This window comes from Sinorhizobium sp. BJ1, from assembly GCF_002531555.1.
GTDB classification, from domain to species: Bacteria; Pseudomonadota; Alphaproteobacteria; order Rhizobiales; family Rhizobiaceae; genus Sinorhizobium; species Sinorhizobium fredii_B.
In genome coordinates this window covers 83,733-103,154 of record NZ_NWTH01000016.1, presented here as the reverse complement: position 1 = coordinate 103,154, position 19,422 = coordinate 83,733, and the positions used below count along the sequence as shown (strand labels likewise).

Annotated in this window: 21 protein-coding genes; 14 read left to right on the top strand and 7 right to left on the bottom strand. The window is 58.8% G+C overall.

Features of this window, described 5'->3' with window-relative positions; translation table 11 throughout:
* The first annotated feature begins 20 nt into the window (after positions 1–20).
* From CO676_RS20045 to CO676_RS20030, 4 genes are all read left to right on the top strand, one after another.
* Positions 21–896 (top strand): nucleotidyl transferase AbiEii/AbiGii toxin family protein, encoded by an 876-nt coding sequence (locus tag CO676_RS20045; RefSeq protein WP_179875564.1) that lies wholly within the window; start codon positions 21–23, stop codon positions 894–896.
* Positions 897–976: 80 nt separating this feature from the next.
* Positions 977–1,864: a PcfJ domain-containing protein gene (locus CO676_RS20040; protein WP_097522354.1), complete on the top strand. Its 888-nt coding sequence runs from the start codon at positions 977–979 to the stop codon at positions 1,862–1,864.
* A 72-nt stretch (positions 1,865–1,936) separates the two neighbouring features.
* On the top strand, positions 1,937–2,386 hold the full coding sequence (locus CO676_RS20035) for a hypothetical protein (protein ID WP_097522353.1): 450 nt from the start codon (positions 1,937–1,939) through the stop codon (positions 2,384–2,386).
* A 284-nt stretch (positions 2,387–2,670) separates the two neighbouring features.
* Positions 2,671–3,105, top strand: a complete 435-nt coding sequence (locus tag CO676_RS20030; RefSeq protein WP_097522352.1) for a hypothetical protein — start codon at positions 2,671–2,673, stop codon at positions 3,103–3,105.
* A 582-nt stretch (positions 3,106–3,687) separates the two neighbouring features.
* On the opposite strand, the gene CO676_RS20025 is transcribed toward CO676_RS20030, so the two are convergent.
* The 5 genes from CO676_RS20025 to CO676_RS20010 all read right to left on the bottom strand — a co-directional run bounded on the left by CO676_RS20025 (position 3,688) and on the right by CO676_RS20010 (position 7,984).
* Positions 3,688–4,152 (bottom strand): Imm26 family immunity protein, encoded by a 465-nt coding sequence (locus CO676_RS20025; RefSeq protein WP_097522351.1) that lies wholly within the window; start codon positions 4,150–4,152, stop codon positions 3,688–3,690.
* A 79-nt stretch (positions 4,153–4,231) separates the two neighbouring features.
* On the bottom strand, positions 4,232–5,761 hold the full coding sequence (locus CO676_RS20020) for an IS66 family transposase (protein WP_097522350.1): 1,530 nt from the start codon (positions 5,759–5,761) through the stop codon (positions 4,232–4,234).
* Positions 5,762–5,829: 68 nt separating this feature from the next.
* On the bottom strand, positions 5,830–6,183 hold the full coding sequence (gene tnpB / locus CO676_RS34625) for an IS66 family insertion sequence element accessory protein TnpB (protein WP_009987304.1): 354 nt from the start codon (positions 6,181–6,183) through the stop codon (positions 5,830–5,832).
* Positions 6,180–6,566, bottom strand: a complete 387-nt coding sequence (locus CO676_RS34620; RefSeq protein ID WP_144340165.1) for a transposase — start codon at positions 6,564–6,566, stop codon at positions 6,180–6,182. The genes tnpB and CO676_RS34620 overlap by 4 nt, the downstream gene beginning before the upstream one ends.
* 422 nt (positions 6,567–6,988) lie before the next feature.
* Entirely contained in the window at positions 6,989–7,984 is a 996-nt protein-coding gene (locus CO676_RS20010; protein WP_144340164.1) for a hypothetical protein, read from the bottom strand.
* A 243-nt stretch (positions 7,985–8,227) separates the two neighbouring features.
* Between CO676_RS20010 and CO676_RS20005 the strand changes: the two genes are divergently transcribed.
* The 9 genes from CO676_RS20005 to CO676_RS19965 all read left to right on the top strand — a co-directional run bounded on the left by CO676_RS20005 (position 8,228) and on the right by CO676_RS19965 (position 16,680).
* Positions 8,228–9,307, top strand: a complete 1,080-nt coding sequence (locus tag CO676_RS20005) for a hypothetical protein (protein ID WP_097522348.1) — start codon at positions 8,228–8,230, stop codon at positions 9,305–9,307.
* A gap of 106 nt (positions 9,308–9,413) precedes the next feature.
* Positions 9,414–9,833, top strand: a complete 420-nt coding sequence (locus CO676_RS20000) for a hypothetical protein (RefSeq protein ID WP_179875563.1) — start codon at positions 9,414–9,416, stop codon at positions 9,831–9,833.
* Positions 9,830–10,234, top strand: a complete 405-nt coding sequence (locus CO676_RS19995) for a hypothetical protein (protein WP_097522347.1) — start codon at positions 9,830–9,832, stop codon at positions 10,232–10,234. The genes CO676_RS20000 and CO676_RS19995 overlap by 4 nt, the downstream gene beginning before the upstream one ends.
* Before the next feature lie 11 nt (positions 10,235–10,245).
* Positions 10,246–10,806, top strand: a complete 561-nt coding sequence (locus CO676_RS19990) for a hypothetical protein (protein ID WP_097522346.1) — start codon at positions 10,246–10,248, stop codon at positions 10,804–10,806.
* Positions 10,796–11,377, top strand: coding sequence for a hypothetical protein (locus CO676_RS19985; RefSeq protein ID WP_097522345.1), 582 nt, complete (start codon positions 10,796–10,798; stop codon positions 11,375–11,377). The genes CO676_RS19990 and CO676_RS19985 overlap by 11 nt, the downstream gene beginning before the upstream one ends.
* Entirely contained in the window at positions 11,374–11,910 is a 537-nt protein-coding gene (locus CO676_RS19980; RefSeq protein WP_097522344.1) for a hypothetical protein, read from the top strand. Before CO676_RS19985 ends, CO676_RS19980 begins: the two co-directional genes overlap by 4 nt.
* Positions 11,911–12,360: 450 nt before the next feature.
* Positions 12,361–14,883, top strand: coding sequence for an FAD-dependent oxidoreductase (locus tag CO676_RS19975; RefSeq protein WP_245424369.1), 2,523 nt, complete (start codon positions 12,361–12,363; stop codon positions 14,881–14,883).
* Between the two features lie 213 nt (positions 14,884–15,096).
* Positions 15,097–15,315, top strand: coding sequence for a hypothetical protein (locus tag CO676_RS19970; RefSeq protein ID WP_097522343.1), 219 nt, complete (start codon positions 15,097–15,099; stop codon positions 15,313–15,315).
* 336 nt (positions 15,316–15,651) lie between these two features.
* Positions 15,652–16,680, top strand: a complete 1,029-nt coding sequence (locus tag CO676_RS19965; protein ID WP_097522342.1) for an IS1595 family transposase — start codon at positions 15,652–15,654, stop codon at positions 16,678–16,680.
* 165 nt (positions 16,681–16,845) lie between these two features.
* On the opposite strand, the gene CO676_RS19960 is transcribed toward CO676_RS19965, so the two are convergent.
* The gene (locus CO676_RS19960) at positions 16,846–17,301 is read right to left on the bottom strand and encodes a hypothetical protein (RefSeq protein ID WP_245424368.1); all 456 of its coding nucleotides are present in this window, start codon (positions 17,299–17,301) and stop codon (positions 16,846–16,848) included.
* A 380-nt stretch (positions 17,302–17,681) separates the two neighbouring features.
* On the opposite strand from CO676_RS19960, the gene CO676_RS19955 reads away from it, so the two are divergent.
* On the top strand, positions 17,682–18,512 hold the full coding sequence (locus tag CO676_RS19955; RefSeq protein ID WP_245424367.1) for an IclR family transcriptional regulator: 831 nt from the start codon (positions 17,682–17,684) through the stop codon (positions 18,510–18,512).
* A 93-nt stretch (positions 18,513–18,605) separates the two neighbouring features.
* On the opposite strand, the gene CO676_RS19950 is transcribed toward CO676_RS19955, so the two are convergent.
* Complete coding sequence (locus tag CO676_RS19950; RefSeq protein ID WP_097522341.1) at positions 18,606–19,400, bottom strand: SDR family NAD(P)-dependent oxidoreductase; 795 nt, start codon at positions 19,398–19,400, stop codon at positions 18,606–18,608.
* Positions 19,401–19,422: the final 22 nt, after the last annotated feature.

Sequence of the window (19,422 nt, the reverse complement as noted above, 5' to 3'; positions counted from 1 at the left end):
AGACGTGCCGAAGCAGGCACATGGACGTCAATAAGTCAGCATCACGCTATGTCGCCGAGCGTGTTCTGGCGCACTGGCAAGTCGGCTTCGGCCCGGCACCATTCATGGTCAAGGGTGGACTGCTCTATCCGCAGCACATGCGCCCGACGGAAGGCGGAGACATCGCGGTTGTTCGCCACTACTCCGAGCAGGAAATACAGCGCGGCATCCAGCGCATTGCCGCCATCCTGCCCAAGGAGGGCATTGAGCTAAGCAAGAACGGCATCGAGGAGATTGACCGGGGCCACGGCGACCCCGTCATCAGGATAAGACTTGAAGCCGTGTGCGGCACGATCGAGGGGAATACCCATCTCGATCTCTCGGTCGCACATGGGCCGTTCGCCCTCCCGCAAGACGTCGCTCGCCAGGAGCTGCCGACTGTGATCCCCAACCAGCCCGGCATCTTCGCCTATGTGCAGCCGCTCGAGGCGTCGGCCGCGGAGAAATGGCTCGCAGTTCTCCAGCAGGCCGCGACCGACGGCCGCGTCAAACACCAGGCGGATCTACTCAGCTTCGCAGCTATGGGGGTCGACAAGGATCGGGTCGCTCGCGAGATCATCCGCGTCTGCAAGCACAGGGATATCCCCCTGTCTGTGTGTGCTCCCTCGCCAGCGGCGTTATCCTGGGCATCGATGCGGTCTCGGGAGCAAAGCTGGAACAAGCTCAGCGCGGAACGCGGCTTCGCGATGACGATTACCCAGGCGTGGATCGACATCAACAGCGCTTGGGCCGAGATACACCGGGCGCTGACCGGGGCCGCCATCGCCGACGTTCGCAGCCCCGGACATAGGGCGCCCCTCCTTGACCGTATTGCCGCTCGCCAGCCTCCCTCTCCTCCCCCGTGCCGACCCGTCTGATATTGGCGGCCACTGGGGCGTCATCTTTGTTGCTTGCACGCCGACGGCGAACGCTCTCCCGACAAGGGAGGCACCGAGACATGGGCAACAAATACGATCACCCGGAATACCGCGAGGCCGTCTTCCATCTATCGTGCGAGTTGGACATTCCCGACCGCGTTTTCCTGCCGATCCGCAACCTGATTGGCTGCTCGCTTGGCCGAATCTTCTGGCTTGACTGGCGCAAACAGGATTCCATTGATCCACAGTGGATGCCCACCCCAGGTGACCACGCCGACCCGGAATGGCACCGGATCGACGGCTGGCCCGAGAAGGGTGACGGACACATCTATCGTAAGTGGAGCCGACGGGCGGGCTTGTGGATGCAGTGGCATTCCGTAGACGCCTGGCATGTATGCGACTGGCTGATCACTGCGGTCTCGGACGCGCATCCGTGGCTCGCGAATGTCGACGACAACGGCTTTCCGAAAAAGCTCATCAAGTGCGGCAACCTGGAACGCCTCGTGCATGAAGCCACAAAGGGCCTACGCAAGCGTAACGTTCGGGACATCGTCCTTGGTCCGGAAGACGAAACGTTCGTCTACGACCTCGGCGCCGGGCATACCCTCGTTCAACTGCTGTCGCGTGCCGCACTCCGCAAGGAGGGCATCCGCATGCGCCACTGCATCGGCTCCGGTGGATACGACGAGCTGCTCGATGATCCTCGCGTCCAGTTTTTCTCCGTCCGGGACCAGGACGGCAAGCCTATAGGGACGATCGAAGTCCGTGACGGCTTCCTCCGCCAGTTTCGTGGCCCCTCGAACACCGATCCGGCACCTACCGTGATGGATCTTGTGGCGGGAGCTACGAATTCCTTTGGCTGGCGGGACTGGCGAGATCGTCCACGGTCGGCACGAGACGAGGACTACGGCGAAGAAGCGCTCGCTGTCCTTCGGTACCTGCCACCCGCGCGACGTTGGCCGGGCTGACCTGGCTCTATTCCGCCGGCAGCACATCATTCCGGTAGGGGCCGTTTCCCGCGGCGACAGGAGGAGAGAGGCATGAAGCTGTTCAACGTAGTACACGATGCTCTCGAGGAGCATCTTCCCAAGGTCGCCGACGGAGCGGATCGCCAGGAAGCCCTCGTGTATTTGCGCGGGCTGAAAACCGTTCTGGCGACGGTGGCCGATCTGGAAGACACCAACCTTGTCCAGTTCGATGATAGTCCCATGAAACGTCGCATTACAAGGCGATCCACGACACACGCCAGCGTCAGCTTTCCGCCGCCAGGAATTGCGTTCAAGCTTATGGGATCAAAGAATTCGGAGATTTCGTGTATGCCCGGGACATCTAATGCTTTTCGTTTCGCCGACAAGCGGCTCGCGGATCAGCTTGAAGCCGAGGTCCGCGATCTGCTCGAGCGAGCGCGGTATGAAGACGGCCGAACTCGAAGGGACACGCTCGATGAGATTGAGGAGCGGGAGCGCATTCTCCGCCGAATGCACTGTTAACGGCGCCGCTGGCGGAAGCCTGCAGCAGTAGGATCAATTTTAATTAAAATGAGTGATTACAGCATCTTGCTTGACTCCAGCTCGGACTCCGGACATAAGTGTTCCAGAGTGTTAACTCGCACTTCGCGCTGCCGGACCTACGGCGCGGAGTAACCAGAAAGTTGAGACAGCGGCGAGAACGTCGAGGACCCGGCCAAGGCGCGCTAAAGATTTATTAGAGACAGCCATATTCTTTTAGAGACAGCGCGAACGACACTCCAGATCAACCTGAACTGGAGTTCAAAATGCCCAACCAAACCTACCCCGAAAAACAGGCAAACCTGGAACACATGGCCGCACATCGCGGTATCTTCGATGGTCTGGAGCAGTCCATTGATGATGTGGATTCCCAGGACGTGTTCCGCTACGCCGGTGTGCACATGGTGATCGCGAAGGCTGCAATTCGCGTAGCTGGCGGCCCGCCGGCGATGACTATGGAGGACGGCATCACGGTCTCTCTGCCGTCCTGTATCTCGACATCCGAACTGCGTAAATATCTTTACGAGTATGGTCTCGTGGAGACGATCGCTTCCATCCATCGCCGCTTGGTGACGGCAGCAAACGTTTTGGCCTGGCCCGCTGTCGCCGAGGTCACGAAAGAGATCGAGCGCATGCTGACCCACGCTTTCCTCGTCTGCAAGGCGATGGATTCGCAGCCGCTGCACTGCTGCATGCACTGAGGTCGGTGAGTACGATGCCGAAGTACGACAACATCGCGAACGTCAACGGCAACCTGCTGCGCTGGTTTCGTGCTACGTCAGGGAGGTTGCTGGAGGAGGTGATCGACATCCGTCGGGGATCGCTGCGATCCTCGAGGACTTAGCCGGCGACGCCCCCATGGGATTCGTCGACGACTCGGTATGATGCGACACACTGTCGTTCTGGACGTTCGTCTCTGCTCGGCATCTCACGCACTTCATCCGTGCGCATCGCTATGCGTTTCTCGAGGTGCTGCACGGCCGCGGGTTGATTTCGAGCGGGACAGCCGATTTATCGAGACGATGGCCCAAGTCCACGCACGCGTTTCTTCGTGCTTTGGCGGCCACTGATCCGCCGGGCTTCACACACGCCATCCCGCCATGGTCCCCAAATGGAGCGATCATGGCCGGCGTGTTGCACGATATCGAGGACTCGTTGGCGGCTATCAGGGTAAGCGCTGTCTCGCTCCCACCTTGAAGCTTCTGCCGTTTCGAAGACTGCCGTCGTGAAGGTGCGACGGCGCTTCGCCGCAACATAGGGCGTTCCGACAAGTTCGATCAGCGCTATTTTCGGGGCCGCATTGATGCCCACCACTTGTTCGAGATGCCATTCAGATGATCACGAAGCCTGTCTTCGACATGCTCTGGGCTCCAAACAGCAGCGCATTCTAGGCGGTCCGCCTCTTCAAAGCTGAGCGGAGACTCGGCATTCCCGATGGCATCATACGCTGAAATTCTGCCCGAAATCCGGTCCTGCTTGAAAAACACCGCGCCGTCCAACGCGGACACCGTGGGTGGATCAACCTTTCCAACGATGGGCCATCGCCCGGACTTCGCAGCGCTGTCCATCACCCATAGCTTGAAGAGAACCGCTCGATCTCGCACGTCTTGAACCGGTTCTTCACGTTCGGAAACACCGTCGAGAAAAGCGAACAGCGGATGTGTTAGGGCGACGGCGTGAAATTGCTTTCCGTTTCCAATGTCGATCCTAACGATATCGCCTCGTTTCTGCTTTCTGCCTCTGACCATCGCGCCCTCGCTGTTCTAGCGGCACGTTTAGCGGGTCCCGAGAAGTCCGCAAAGGGCCGACGGAAGCCTTTGGCACATATTACCCAGCCGGATGATTCCACGGTAGGATACTCTCGATCTGACGCTGCTTATGGCCGTTGACAATGGCGGTGAGCGTGTTGGTCAAATATGCAAACGGATCAACGGCGTTGAGCTTGCACGTCTCGATGAGTGAGGCGATGGTTGCCCAGTTCTCCGCTCCGGCATCATGCCCGGCAAAAAGCGCGTTCTTGCGGTTAAGGGCAATCGGCCGAATTGTTCTCTCGACGCTGTTGTTGTCGATCTCGATGCAACCATCGGCCAGGAAGCGGCAAAGGCCATCCCAGTATTTTGCGATGTAGGCAAGCGCTTCGCCAAGCGGCGACTTACCAGCGACACGATGCTGAGTGAGCCAGGACCGCATGTCGGCTATCAAAGGCGCGGATCGCTCCTGCCTTCCTGCAAGCCGAGCTTCGGCGGGAAGGCCGCGCAGCTCCGCCTCGATCCGATAGAGTTCGCCGATCCGCCTCACGCCTTCCTCGGCAATTGGCGCTGACCCGGTGCGCGTGATCTCGACCAGCTTGCGACGGGCATGGGCCCAACAATAGGCAAGCCGGATGTCCGGGCCGACGCGATCCGGGGCAATCAGCCGGTTATATCCAGCGTAGCCATCCACCTGAAGGATGCCAGTGAACCCTTGCAATATTCGTTCGGCATGTAGCCCGCCGCGACTGGGTGCATAGGTGAAGGCGACACCTGGCGGCGCACCTCCGCCCCAAGGTCGGTCATCGCGGGCCAACGCCCAAAAGTATCCGGTTTTGGTTTTGCGGGAGCCGGGATCGAGAACCGGTGCTCGGGTCTCGTCCATGAACAGCTTCGTCGACCGCTTCAGGTCTGCGATCAGAGCGTCGAAGACCGGACGCAGTTCGAACGCTGCCCGGCCGACCCAATCGGCGAGCGTGGAGCGGTCGAGATCGATGCCCTGTCGGCTCATAATCTGGGCCTGGCGGTAGAGCGGCAGATGATCGGCGTACTTCGACACCAGGACATGCGCGATAGTCGCCTCAGTCGGCAATCCGGCGTGGATCAGTCGAGCAGGTGCCGGAACCTGGGAGACGCCGTCGGAGCAGGAACGGCAGGCATATTTGGGACGGCGGGTGACGATGACACGGTACTGCGCCGGAACGACATCCAGCCGCTCGGACACGTCCTCGCCGATGCAATGCAGGCCGCCGCCACAGGGGCAGATCAGGCTTCCCGGCTCGATAATCTCCTCGACACGAGGAAGGTGGGCGGGAAGAGAGCCGCGATTGGCAGCGCGTGGTTTGGGGTGCGGTTTACCCGAAGGGCTATCGGCCTCGTCTTCGGCATGGACGGCCGCAATGGCCGTTTCCAAGTCCTCCAGTGCGAGATCGAACTGCTCGGGATCGGCCTTCTCGGATTTGCGGCCAAAGGCTGCCTGCTTGAAAGCGGCGACCAACTTCTCCAGCCGTTCGATCCGATCATCCTTGCGGACTTCACGCGCTTGCGCCGCGATCAGCATCGCCTTCAGGGCAGCAATATCGTCCGGCAAATCGGCGGCGTCCAACATGGTGGAAGGCTATCAAATTGCGGCTCCGCTCTCCGTCAAAATTTGCCGCCCGAGTCATCGTGACGCACCTATTCGATGGCGTTAGGCGCTCTCGCCTCAATGGAACGGACCCGACGCCAGTCGAGCCCCGCAAACAACGCCTCGAACTGGGCAGGTCCCAGGGTCATCAAGCCGTCCCGGATATCTGGCCAAGTGAACGTGTGCTCCTCCAGCCGCTTGTAAGCCATCACCAGACCGCTGCCATCCCAGTAGATTAGCTTCAACCGGTCCACCTTGCGTGACCGAAATACGAAGACGGTCCCTGTAAATGGGTCCTTGTGCAGCTCGTTTTTGACAAGCGCCGCCAATCCGTCATGCCCCTTGCGGAAGTCGACCGGCTTGGTCGCCACCATGATCCGGACGCGGTTCGATGGAAAGATCATGCCGGAACCGCAAGGGCACGTGCGACAGCGGCGATCCGGGTGGCGGACGCGCCTTCTTCCAAACGTATCGTGACAGCACCGACGATGATCTCGGGACGGCTGGCTTTCTTGATCGGCGGCTCCGAAACGGGTGGATCAACGATCACCGCAGCGAACTCCACCGCATCCTCGGGTGCAGGCAGAACCAGCTTGCCCTGCCGCGCCATCGTTCTCCATGTGGACAGGTGGTTCGGCTTCAAGCCGTGGCGCTCTGCGACCTCATTGACCATCGCGCCTGGCCGAAGACTTTCCGAAACGATCTGCGCCTTGACTTCGTCCGGCCAATGCCGATGCACATCACGTCCAGACTTCCTGGTCGTGAGAAACTCAATTGTAGTCTCCATGGAGAAACTCCTGTTGCTCGTCCATGGATAGGCGATCACAGATCAGGGCTGCCAGAGCAACGTGGGAGCAGAACATCGGTTACCTATCAGGATGACCTGCGAGAGATCACGGCGCTGGAGCGTGCTGCACGCGTCACGACACGTTTTCGCGCGAATTGCCGTGCTCGATCCGCCGAACTGGAGCGGCCATATCGGCTTTCATGACAGCGACTGCGGCAGAGGCTTGACATCGGCGCGCCCAAGGCGTGGTGGCGAACGACGGCAGGGCGCTCTGAAGCCGATAATTCACGATTTCCATACAAAATGACGGTGATCTGGAGTGCTTTCTGGTTCCGACCGCGGGGCGCAAAGTACAAGCTTGTTGCGCGAAAGATTTCCTCTGCGCGAAAGATTTCCTCTGAAGCTCGTCATAGTTCTCACGCTTATCCGTTCTTTCGCGGCCTTCCCGGGCCACCACTAGGTTCCTCGCAGACCTTCTCTAATACTCGGTCGATAAATCGAGCAAAAGAGGTGTGTCTTTCCCACTTCCCAATCCCCAAGGCGTCGGCTCGTGCCTCCAGCTTCTTGTTTCGGGTAGACGCTTCACCGATCGGGACACCATCTTTAAACATCCTTCGGATGATTTCGTACATCCGTAGCTCTTTCTCGCTGAGTTCCTCGAGGGGCGGTTTGAGCTTCCATTTTCGCAAGCCATCTGGCTTTCTTTGGGCGGGATATATTTGCAAGACTTCAGACGCCAAGAAGAGCAAATGCGTAAATTTGACTCTGCCGGCTACCCTTAGAACGGTACTTCCCGTTTCATCCACATCAAATTCGGCGGTTTCCCAGTCCTTTCTCGGCACATCAACGCGCTCTCTGTCGGGCTCAGTTTCACAGGCGACCGCCTTGATTCTGGAGGTAACGAGGTGGGCTATTAGCCCCGGCATCCAGGACGCGAACGGAGTAAACGAATGGTGCTTCCCATCGTACCCAATGAAGCTCCTCATCACCGTTGTCCGCTGAAATTCGTAAAGCTTATGCCCCGGCGGCCTGGGTCGGAGAAACGGCAATAATTCAGCGTTGCTCACCCACATCTTTGCTCCTTCGAAGGAGCCGTGAAAATGCCGTAGCGTTAATGCGCGGTCTCCCCAAATGATCCATGCTGCAACCATTTCCAATGACCACAGTGGGGCATTGCTGCTCCAGATGTCAGGCGATCTGGGGTTCCGCGAGAACGGCGGTAAGAATCTGTCCACCAGAAGTTCATCGGCCTCACCCGGATCGAGAAGCCCATCAGCGACTTCTTTCTCGATCCTGGCGACGTCGAGGGGTTGTTCAGTCTCACTGCAAGGCATTTCGCGTCGGAGTTCTTCCATTCCCTTAAAAAGGTCTTCAGGGTCGATGACCGGCGAACCGCTTCGTTGTATATCTTCGGGCACTTGGACACTCCGCATTCTGGAGCCCGTTTATCGGTCGAAAAGACTAATCCTGAAAAAATCGATATCGTTAATAAATTCCTAGCAGCTTCGATCATAAGCCTTTGTCTTATTCAGTCTTATTTCCTTCGACAGCGATCCTGATCCGAAGAAAATCACTTTATTCCTATTACTTAATCCGCCGTCGGTTATCTGCGATTTTAGACTGCGGCTTTCCCCGGATAATTGGCCCCATCGAAACGAACGATGGATGCCTACGACATGATTGATGCCAAAACGAGCGTGACCACGGAACCCGCACTGAAACCTGCGGAGTCTTCCCACAAGAACGACGGACACGGACCCGGGCTCATCGATGCGTACACGGCGACAAGCATCTACCGCGAGGACGTCGCGGCTATGGACGCCCTCCACACGCACGGCGATGCAGCAACCGCTGGCGACGCCAATCCTCATTGCACCGTCAACGCTCCGGAGGCGGAAACACCTGCCGCTGCACTAATCTCGCAGGACCAACCCGCGTGGACTGAGTTGAGCAACAAGAAGTTCATTCGGGCTTCCCAGCTCGCTCAACTCTACGACGAGGACTCAAAGAAGGCGAAAACTTCCAAAAGGCCTCGCCTTCCGCTTCCCCTCCTCCATGCCTTGAGGGACGCGGGCATCAGCGTTGATCGCGCTCTGACGATGTTGCCGATTTCGCGGACTCATCTGCGCGCCGCATGCGATCGCGCCAAGGTAAAACTTACCGGAGACGTGGCTCCTTCGCGCACCGACTCCGCCCCGCTTGCTCCCCCTCCCTCACCAAAGGAACCTGATATGGCCGCTATCCAAGCCGCTCTCGCGATCGACCCGTCTGAAGCAACCGAACGACCCTGTGCGTCCGCCAAGAACGGCGAACCCCGTCTTAGCGGTGAAGCACTCGGCGCTAAGATTCGAGCCATCGCACACGAGATCGAGGTGAAAGAAGGGGTTCCGCCAAGCTACAACCGCATTCACCGCGAGTACGGCTTCGCTATCCAGACGATCAAAAAGTATCTGCCCAAGAAGAGCGCTGCCGCGTCTCCGACCACGGAGATCGAACATCCGTCGACAGTCGACCGCGCAATCGTGCCTGCATCAGGCCACGAGATGATCCAGATGGTTTCCGAAATTGTGTTCGGCGCGGAGTTGGTACCGGGCACATACATTGGAAATGACGGCGTCGTTCGCTGCGACGACGTCACGAAGCTCGCCGGCGGTCTCGCGCCGTTGGTTCAGAAGTGGCGCCAGCATGAGGCCGAGGTAGCTCGCATCCTTAGCACCGCCCGTGAGCTGACTGTCGCCTAAAGTTCAAAAACCTGACTCGCACGTGCACCGAGCCCTCGCCATCTCTTCGCCCGACTTCGGTCGGGCGGTGATCCTCTCAGATTCGCCTCATCCGATGGAGAATAACATGCCCAACAAGTCTTCAACCCGCGGCCTTCGCGTCGAAAGCCGCCCCCTTCTCGCATACGACAACCGCGCTCGTGGCGCCCGTCGTGCCTATCGCGTCTGTGGAGGCGCCTGGCGTGACGAACCGCCCGCAAAGTCGCTCGGCGTCCTCGACAGCGGGGTCGACGTGCTCCTGTGCGTGAATGAAAATGGCATGGCCAATCTGCTCGCGCTCGTCCAGACCAGTATCCTGGTGCCGAACGACGTCCGTCGCGGACCCGTGGCGAAATTCCTCAAGATCGAGCTGCCCCTCACAAGCGATCGCGACAACAAGCTCGTTCGGCGAGCTTCGGCAAATTCGCTGAAGCTTGGCAGCTTGGCCATGCAGCGCCTCGGGCCGGCAATCAAGAAGTTTGTTGCCGAACACGCGAGGGCATCATGATGCCGGTGGATCGTGATTTCGCGAACGACAATAAGCCGCCGGTAGGGGAATGGGCCTTCACGGGTACAGCTGAGGAGATCGCCTCCGATCTTCTCGCGTGGCTTCGCGCTGCGCCGCGCCGGTCGCTGACCGGTGTGATGCGAATCCGTCCCCGTGAACTGACGATCTTCGACGAAGGAGAACCCGACGACCTTTTGATCGCAGGGACCATCTGGTGTGACACCCTGCCCGGCTGGACTGATTTCGAGGCACGCCACCTTGCGATCATCATCCGCCTTCACCGCGATGCATTCCTCGAGGTTCTCAGCGGCCGGGGGTGGCGCGACTTTTCGAATGGCAACCGTTTCGAAGAAGCGATGGAGCGTGTCCACGCCCGCATCGCTCCACGCTATGCATTCTAAGGGGACGACGTATGGATCAAGAACGGACCAACCGCCTCATCGCTGTTCTTTTGAGGAACGAGGGATTCGATGAAATCAAGGCGCATGTTGCTGCGGGTCATCCGCTGAGCGAACTGAGGGAGGCCATCCGTGGAACGGGATGGCGCTTTCTGGTGACGAATTCGGGCCGGGACCTTTCCTTGGCACGCATTGAGGCGCTGGAGACGGAATTCCAGGACGCCGTTCGCGACCTTGAGGTCGCTGCGAAAGAGCTGCGGGTGCAGGACATGGAAGCGCCCGACCTTTCAGACCAATTCGCCCAGGTACGGGTTCGCACAAAGGTCGCGCGCCTTGCACGCGCGGCCGAGCTCGTTGGGGTGCGCGTAGCGCGATACCTCCTGCCGGGCGAAGCGCCACCGGACGGCCCAATTGAGCGCTGCCTGGAAACGGCAGGGTTCGAATGGAATGGCGGCGACATGGTCACGGAAATCTGGTCCGCCGACCATGAACAGCGACGGAGGGAAGCTCTGGTCAAGCTTCGATCCACTGAACGGAACAGGATCTCGCAGCCGGAGGTGACAGATGCCGAATAGCTATGACCCGGATCGTATCTCCGCGCTTCGCGCGCTATCAAAAAGCGGTGACGACGATGGTTTTCGACAGGCCGTCGACCTGCATGCGGAGCGTGGACTTCCGATCGAGGAAATCCAGCAAGCCATCCAGGCGAGCGAATGGCGCTATGTCGTCGAAGGATGCGGGACATCCGTCGCGTTGGAGCGACGGTCCGAACTGCTTGGCTACTACGATGAAATGCTCGAGCAGATCGAGGAGGCCTTGGCGACAATGACTGACCTCGATGACGTGAGAGGCGGACCCAAGGGCATGCTACGCCATCTGGAGGAACGCGAAGAACTCGGCAAGCACTGTTTCGAGGCTCTCCTCGAGGGACGGCGTGTCCTCCGATATCTCTCGCCGGAGGATGACCTTCCCGATCCGAAACACGATATCGGTCAACTGCTGTCCAAATCCGGTTTCCGATGGGACGGCGCCTATGAAGTCGAAAAGGTCCCCGGAGAGAACGAGCAGATCTTCAACGAAGCGGTCAAGATCATGGAATACACGCTCGCCACCTGGTGGACTTCTCGTTTTGCCGCAGAAGAATGACGCGCGGCCGCTCGCCGCACAATCCGACGGACCCAGCGGAACGGGGCGCGTTGCTGAGCAGCCAATCGCCCCCGTTCTTGCTGGTGTTTCGCACCATCTGGCCTGAACCGCTGTCCCTTCGATCCATGCGCATTTTACAAACGAGGCATACTGTAGAGTTCATCGCTCCGCCCGAACTCGGCGAGTTGACGTCAATCGTGCAAGGCGCTGTCCTGCTGTTTACATTGCAGTTGCACAATTTCGGTCGGAAGCAAAGCCTTGATGGACTGAGCATTGCCGTCGATGACGACGGCATTATGCTGACGCCGAATGCATTCAGGGCGCCTGGGATTACTGCCATTTCCGCAAAATTCCCCCACGGAGTCGAGACCGGAAAGGTGCTCGATGCGATCGACGACGATGGGATTGGACGGTGTAAACTCGTTGATGCTTTTGTCGAGATGACGAAAGTCATGCGCGAGCCAATCTCCGCACGTCGAACCGCCCAGCGGCATCTCAATGCATTTGTGGCTTCACTTACGTCAAGCACCTAGACTGCTGCCGCCCGATCTAACGCAAACAGAATCGGACGCTCAAGCTCCGCCGACCTGCTGAGCTTGGGCTATGAAGGTTCTTATTGGCGAGGAGCGTCCAGGAGGCTCGTCATCGGCTGTGGTAGCCCCATGATGCCGCGCTTTCCATCGCTGGAGGTACTTAACGAGTGGCTGGAGCAACGCCGCAAAGAGCTTTGGGCACAGACGTCGCACGGCAAGTGCGCGGCATCATCGCGGATATCTGGGCCGAAGAAACACAGGTTCTCATGCCGGTGGACGATCGAAGGCCGACGGCGCGGGGACCCGCTGGCGATTACTTGACAGCGCCCCGAATTTGATGCAAGCTTTTTTTGAACTGATGGTGATTATATTGAACCACACGCGGCGAGCATTCGGGGACACGCACACCCAACTCGGCAGCACGGTCAACAGGGCGCATGACACCATCCGATGGGCAAGATCTCGATCTCAAACAAAATGGATTCAACACTGATGTCAGCCAGCGCGACTTCAAACAAAACTCTCCCCTCGTCAGCACCGGTTGTAGTCATCGGTGGCGGCATCATCGGTGTCTCAACGCTCTATCATCTGGCAAAGCGGGGTGTTTCGGGGGCAGTTCTTGTCGAGCGAAAGCAACTGGCGAGTGGTACGACGTGGCACGCGGCCGGCATCGTCGGGCAACTTCGGGAATCCGGAGCGCAAACCGCCTTATCGAAGTACACCGCGCGTCTGTTCACAGAGCTTGAAGGCGAGACCGGCCAGGCAACGGGATATAAGCAAAACGGTACATTGCATCTCGCGCTTTCGCCAATCCGCTTGGAACAATTACTCAGAAATCATGATCACGCCGGGAGGATGGCGATTGAAAGCCACATACTTTCAGTCCCTGAACTCGAAAAAACCTGGCCACTCGTGGACTATGAGGGCGTGCTAGGCGGGTTCTTTGTACCTTCGAACGGGCAAGTGAACCCGCTCGATGTGACGCAGGCCATGGCGAAAGGAGCAAAGCAGAACGGCGCGCTCATCTTCGAGAACACGTCAGCCACAAAGATACTTACTAAGAACGGCCGCGTCACCGGGGTCGAAACGGACAAGGGAGTTATCGCCACCGAAAAAGTGCTGCTTGCCGGCGGCATGTGGACCAGCCGCTTCGCCAAGGCGCATGGCGTCACCGTTCCGCTCCACGCGGCCGAGCATTTTTATCTCGTTACCGAGCCGATTGCGGACCTCCCGCGCACCCTCCCTTGCCTGGTTATTGCCGAGGAACGCACCTATTGGAAAGAGGACGCGGGCAAGCTATTGATCGGCGGCTTCGAGGCCAATGGGAAGCCATGGGCTAAGGATGGTATTCCGGATAGCTTCGAATTCGATGAGCTCCCGTTCGACATGGACCACACGGAACCCATGCTCGAAACAATTTTCGCGCGGATGCCCGCATTGGCTGAATTCGGGATCAAAACGTTTTTCAATGGGCCGGAGAGCTTCACCCCGGATGGTCGCCCCTACATCGGACCTGCACCAGAAATGCCGGGGCTGTTTATCGCAGCCGGAATGAATTCCAATGGAATTCTGAATTCGGGCGGAATTGGGCTCACAATGTCGGAGTGGCTCATTGACGGCTATCCAAGCCGCAGCATGAGTTCCATGCTCGCGTCCCGCGCCCACCCATTCCAGTCGAATGCCGCATACAATGCCGACCGCGTCGGCGAAGCCGTCGGGTTTCATTACGGAATCCATTGGCCAGGTCGTCAAATCGAAACCGCCCGGGGTGTTAGACGGGTCCCGCTTCACGATCGACTCAAAGCAGAGAACGCTGTCTTCGCTGAGCGCATCGGCTGGGAAATTCCGATGTACTATGACCGCTCGGGGAATGGATGGCAGGACAGGCCATCGATGGGTGAGCAGTACTGGTCACCGTTGATAGCCGAGGAATGCCTTGCCGCACGTGACGCGGCCGTCTTCATTGACCAGTCGATGTACGCTAAGCTTCTGGTACAGGGGCCCGATGCGGTCAGGGCTCTGAACAAAGTATGTGGAGCCCAGATGGATGTCGCGGTCGGGACGTCAGTCTATACCCAATTTCTGAACCCGCGCGGTGGCATAGAAGCCGACGTCACCGTAACGAGGACCGCTCCGCAGAAGTTTCTGGTCGTTACGGGACATCCAAGCCAAATACGCGACAGGGCGTGGATCGAGATGCATGCGGATCCGGCGTGGAGATTCGAGATCTTTGACGCAACATCCTCATTCTCGCTGCTTACAATTCACGGTCCGAAGTCGCGCGAAATCCTGTCCGCCCTGTCCACGGACGACTTCGGCAATGAAGCCTTTCCGTTCGGTGCTGCTCGCGAGATCGACTTGGCGTACGCCCGCGTACGGGCAATTAGGCGCTCGTTCGTTGGAGAGCTTGGCTATGAACTGCTCATGCCCACCGAATTCACCGCTGGTGTTTATGACGCTCTGATCTCAGCGGGACGCCCGCGTGGTCTCAGGCATATGGGGATGTTCGCCATGAACAGTTGCCGCCTCGAGAAAGGCTTCCGTCATTTTGGTCACGATATCGGCGAGGACGACACTCCGTACGAGACCGGTCTTGGTTTTGCGGTAGACCTGCGCAAAGACGACTTCCTTGGTCGACAAGTGCTCGAAGCGCAAAAGGCCCGGGGCGCAGTCACGAAATTCCGGACGGTGGCGATTGAAGTTGTCGGGGCTTCCCGTGCTGACGGCCCTTACCTCATTCACAATGAGCCAATCTGGAGCGAGGGCGAACTTGTGGGACATGTGACCTCAGGAGGATGGGGTTTCAGGTTGGGCAAAATGGTCGGGCTTGCCAGTCTGCATCGAGGAGACGGCGTATCGAAAGACTGGCTCGAGCGGACCGAATTCCAGGTTCAGATCGCAGGAACGATGTATCCGATCAAAGTGCAACTCCAGCCGTTCTATGACCCATCGGGCGCACTCATGCGCGGCTGACACATCGACACGTAAAGCAATAAAAGTGGGAGGAAGCGAAAACCTGAAGACCAATCCTCCTCATCGAAAAATACGGAATTAGGTAGCAAATGCCACAAAGAACGCATCCCATCGCCTTGCACTACCTGAGATTGATTTATTGCAAGACGGCAGGTCCTCGCTGACCTCCCCAGCGATCTCGTGCTATTTGGGATGAAACGAGGTGACGAATTGATGAATATTGAAAACGTAATCGATCAGCAAAGTTTCCTAGAGTACCTGGCGTCGATACGAACCGATTTCGAGAATGGCGCTGTCCGATGGGAAAACACCGACCTTGCGAGCTACCTTGAGGCCATGAGTGCGTGGCTAAAAGACAGTGCGCCACAGAGCGAAGCCAACCCATGGAAGCTCGCCGCTTTTTTGTTACAAGCTGGAGCTTTCTATGAATGATTGCCTGCCGCATTCTTTGTGACGGTCTCGAAATGATGCCGTTGAGTTCCGCGAACCACCGTTAACCATATCGAAGCCGGTCGATCGACTTCGCATGCGGCCCCTGATATGGGACCAGCATGATTACGAGAGCGACACGAATAGCCCGCTGATCCCGACGCCTTCCGAGGCGGCGTATCAGCATTGTTCGTTGTCCCGAGGTGATCATGCTCCGCACCAACATTCCGATCCTGGCTCCCAACGCCTACGACCCCTTCGAAGAAGAGGCTCGGAGGTTGGAAATACGATCGTTGTCTCTGGCCTGACCCCAACAAAGAGTTTGGTCAGCACTTCCTGTTGACGAAGAACGCACGGAACGTCGATCCGTCGGCCGTTTGGGGGCTTGGCGAGGACGAGGCCTATGGCCTGTTCTGCTCGTTCCGCTGGTCCGCGAACGGCGGCCAGCCGTTCTGCCCAAAGTGCGGGAACACCGAACCGTACGGCATTCGCCGACGCCGATACCGCTGTTCGGAGAGCGAGTGCATGCGAGAGTTCTCGGTGACGTCCGGCACCGTCTTCCACTCCCGCAAGCTCTCCTTCAAGAAGCTCCTGATGGCGATCTGGGAAGAGGTGACGGCCGTCAAAGGCCTCGCGGCCCTGCATCTGACGCGCAAGCTCGGCGTCGAATACAAAACCGCTTGGGTTCTGCTGGCGAAGATCAGGGAGGCGATCGGAAAGCGCCGGGCGAAGATGAAACTCTGGGGTTCGGTGCAGATCGACGGCAAGTACGTCGGCGGCCACATCAAGCCCGAGAACCGCAAGGAGGATCGGATTGACCGCCGCCTGAAGGAGAACCAGAACGGCAAGCGCCTATGCGTGCTGTCGCTGCGAGAACACAACAAGGACGCACCGAACCGAACTCTCACCCGCGTTGTCCGCGACGAGAACGCGAAGGACGCCTGGGCGGCCGTTCGCGACCATGTGGAACCGCGCTCGATTCTGGCCGCCGATGAACATGGCTCCTACGACGACCTTGTCGGGTTGGCGGTGCTGCAGCGCGTGAACCACAGCCTGGCCTACCAGACGCAAGACGGGACAAACACCAACGCGATCGAGGGCTTCTTCGCCCGCGCCCAGCGCGCCTATGTCGGCATCCACCACCGCTTCTCGGTGAAATACCTCGACTGGTACATGGCGATGGTCGCCTGGAAGGAGGACACCCGATACATGGGGCTGCGCTGGCAGCTCGCCGACGTGCTGAGCACAGTCACCCACCGCACGACGTCGGATAACCTCTGCGGCTACTGGCAAGGAGCGGCAGACCGCATCGAGGACCAGGTGTGGACCGAGGACACGACGGTTGAGAAGCAACGGTACCTGCGGTGACCGAAGCGCTGCCGCGTTGACGCTGGCCTGGCCGATAGGCAGCATTGGCTTAGAAGAAGGAGGATGAAATGGCTAAGCCGAGTTTTCCGACGAAGCACCTCCTCCAGGGCGGCCTGATCGAAAGGGGGCAAGCATGATCAACGAAACTCTCCTTTGACCCCTGCGTTACCTGGCGATCTCCCAGAGACGCCGCCGTCCGTCGGGAGCTCCCGATGATCGCACAAGTCCAGCCTGCTCCATCCTTTCGAGCAGGCCGGAGAACCTTCCAGCTAGGTTGGGGCCAATCCCGTCGATCTCGGCTCCGAAACCCTCACGTTCGGCAAATTGTTTCGAGAGGTCGCCCGCCAGGATCGGCTCTTCCGCATCTCGGAGGAGTTCGAGAACGCCGCGGCGGACATCACGGCCTCTGAGGAGGTCGGTCACGCGGCGGCCAGGGGTTGATCGATCCTTCTTCTTGGGCACCTGAGGAAGCTCGGACGTCGCGTTGGGATCGAAGACCTTGATCACGGTCGCGAATGCGGCCTTCTGCGCTTCCAAGACGAGCGCCTCTGCCTTGATCTCCTCAAGCCTGGCTTCCAGCTCAGCCAGTTTGCCCTTCAACTCCTCGACGACCGACACCATACAATCCAACCCCTCGACAGAGCTAGAGGTAACAATTTTTGCGCCCGGAATCTTGTGGCATTTGCTACCTAATTCCGGAAAAATACGAAACATTCTAGTGAGCTTCTATGCCCGCGCTGGATCCGAGAGCAGCGCGGGCAGGTCGGAAACCCAGCCCAGGCGTGCTACCTGACGCCCATCATACCAATGCCGCCGATTTCTTTGGCAGACCAACCGGTCTTGCTCGCTCCATTCAACAAAGCTCGTCACTGGTGGTCACTAGCCTCGCACTCAGGTCCGGTCGGCTTGACGGCACGGGACCCGGTTCACTATTGTAAATCGAAGATCAAAATCAAGCGCTTGGCGAGTGCTGGCAAATTGGCGTGGAGGCGGAGTAACTCGTGTCGTCGAAAAAAGAAGCTGCAGAGACAATTCCGATGATGAAGAGCGTCGACAGGGCGCTTTATTTGCTGTCGTTTTTCACGGTACAGGAACCCGAATGGGGCCTCAGCGAGCTTGCGAGAAGAGCCAAAATCGACAAGGCTACGACCTTGCGAATTCTCGTCGCGCTGATCCGCAACGGCTTTGTCGAGCAGCACTCACAGACGAAAAAATATAGACTGGGCATTGCGGTCCTGCGGCTGGCCCGGGTACGCGAAGCTAGCTTCCCACTTCTCTCATTCATTAATCCGGTATTGGATCGAATCTCAGAGGAGATGGAAGAAACCGCGCATGCAACCCTCGCGGCTGACAATGCCATGATAACTATCGCCGTTACCGAGCCGAAGAGGGCGACCCGTGTATGGGTGAATCCGTCTCAGCTCCTGCCATTTCATGCTTCTGCATCTGGCCTGGCGTTCATTGCCTTCGCACCGCCCTCCGTGCGGGAGGAAATCCTGGAGAGCTTGGATTTCGAGCGCTACACCGAACACACGATCGTGGAGAAGGCCGAGTTACGCAAGCAGGTCGAGGAGATCAGACATCGAGGTTTCGCATTCTCTCCGGGTTCGTTCGAAGTTGAAACAAGTGGCGTAGCTGCACCCATTTTCTCCAACAGTGGCGAAGCCTTTGGAGCAATCGCCATCGCGGGAGTCGCCTCGCGGATGACCAAAGAGCAGCAGTTCAAAGCGGCCAAGCTGGTTGTTGGCGCCTCGATTGAAATCTCGCGCGCCATAGGTGCCGAGCCACATCCGAACATCGTGGCCGCCAAACAAGAAATGGAGGCAGTATAAGTGATCTGAACTCCGACGTCCGAGTGCATCTATCCTGCGTCACGCGACCTCGCGCCCCTGCACACCGGGATGCTGCTCCGGGGGCCGGGGCAGCTAAACAGGCTGGTCGAACTCCACAAGGCCCGTGTTTACGACGCTTCCGCCGCCATCGACGTTTATAACCGCTCCGTTGATATATGAGGCTTCCGGCGACAGAAGGAACGCGGCCACATTTGCGATCTCGACGCACTCCGCTGCCCGGCGCTGCGGTATCAGGCGCGTGACCCGCCGGTAACCTTCCTCTGGCTCACCTCCGCCCATGAGTGCGGACATCTCCATGTCGGCCATTTCGGTACGAACCCAGCCGGGGGCGATCACGTTGGCTCGTAGGCCATAGCGCGCGTATTCCAGCGCGATCGTTTGCGTCAACAATGTCAGACCAGCCTTCGAAGCGCTGTATGCGCAAAGCCCTGCCCCCGCGGTCGCGCCCGCCACTGAGGAGATCGCCACAATCGAACCTCTGGACGGAAGCAGGTGAGGGATTGCTGCCCGCGACATGACGAACGGTGCGGTCAGATTGACGTCGACCTGCCGCTGCCAGTCGTGGAGCGACATCTCGGCAACCGAAGCGGCGAACACGATCCCCGCATTCAAGATCAGCGAATCCAAACGTCCGAAATGCGCTACCGTTCTTTCAACCGCGTCGGCCGCCTCATCGGGCTTGCCGATGTCGGCGACCAGCGCCAAGGCATTCGTTCGATCAGCGACCGCCTCCAGCGCTCCGGCCCGCCTGCCGCATATCGCGATCCTGTATGTCGCCGAGAGCTTGGTCGCGATGGCTGCGCCAATCCCGGAGCCTCCGCCGGTGACGAGAGCAACCGGCGCTCCTTCATCCAATTTTGCAGACATTCGGCCTCCGTGGTTCGCGCAA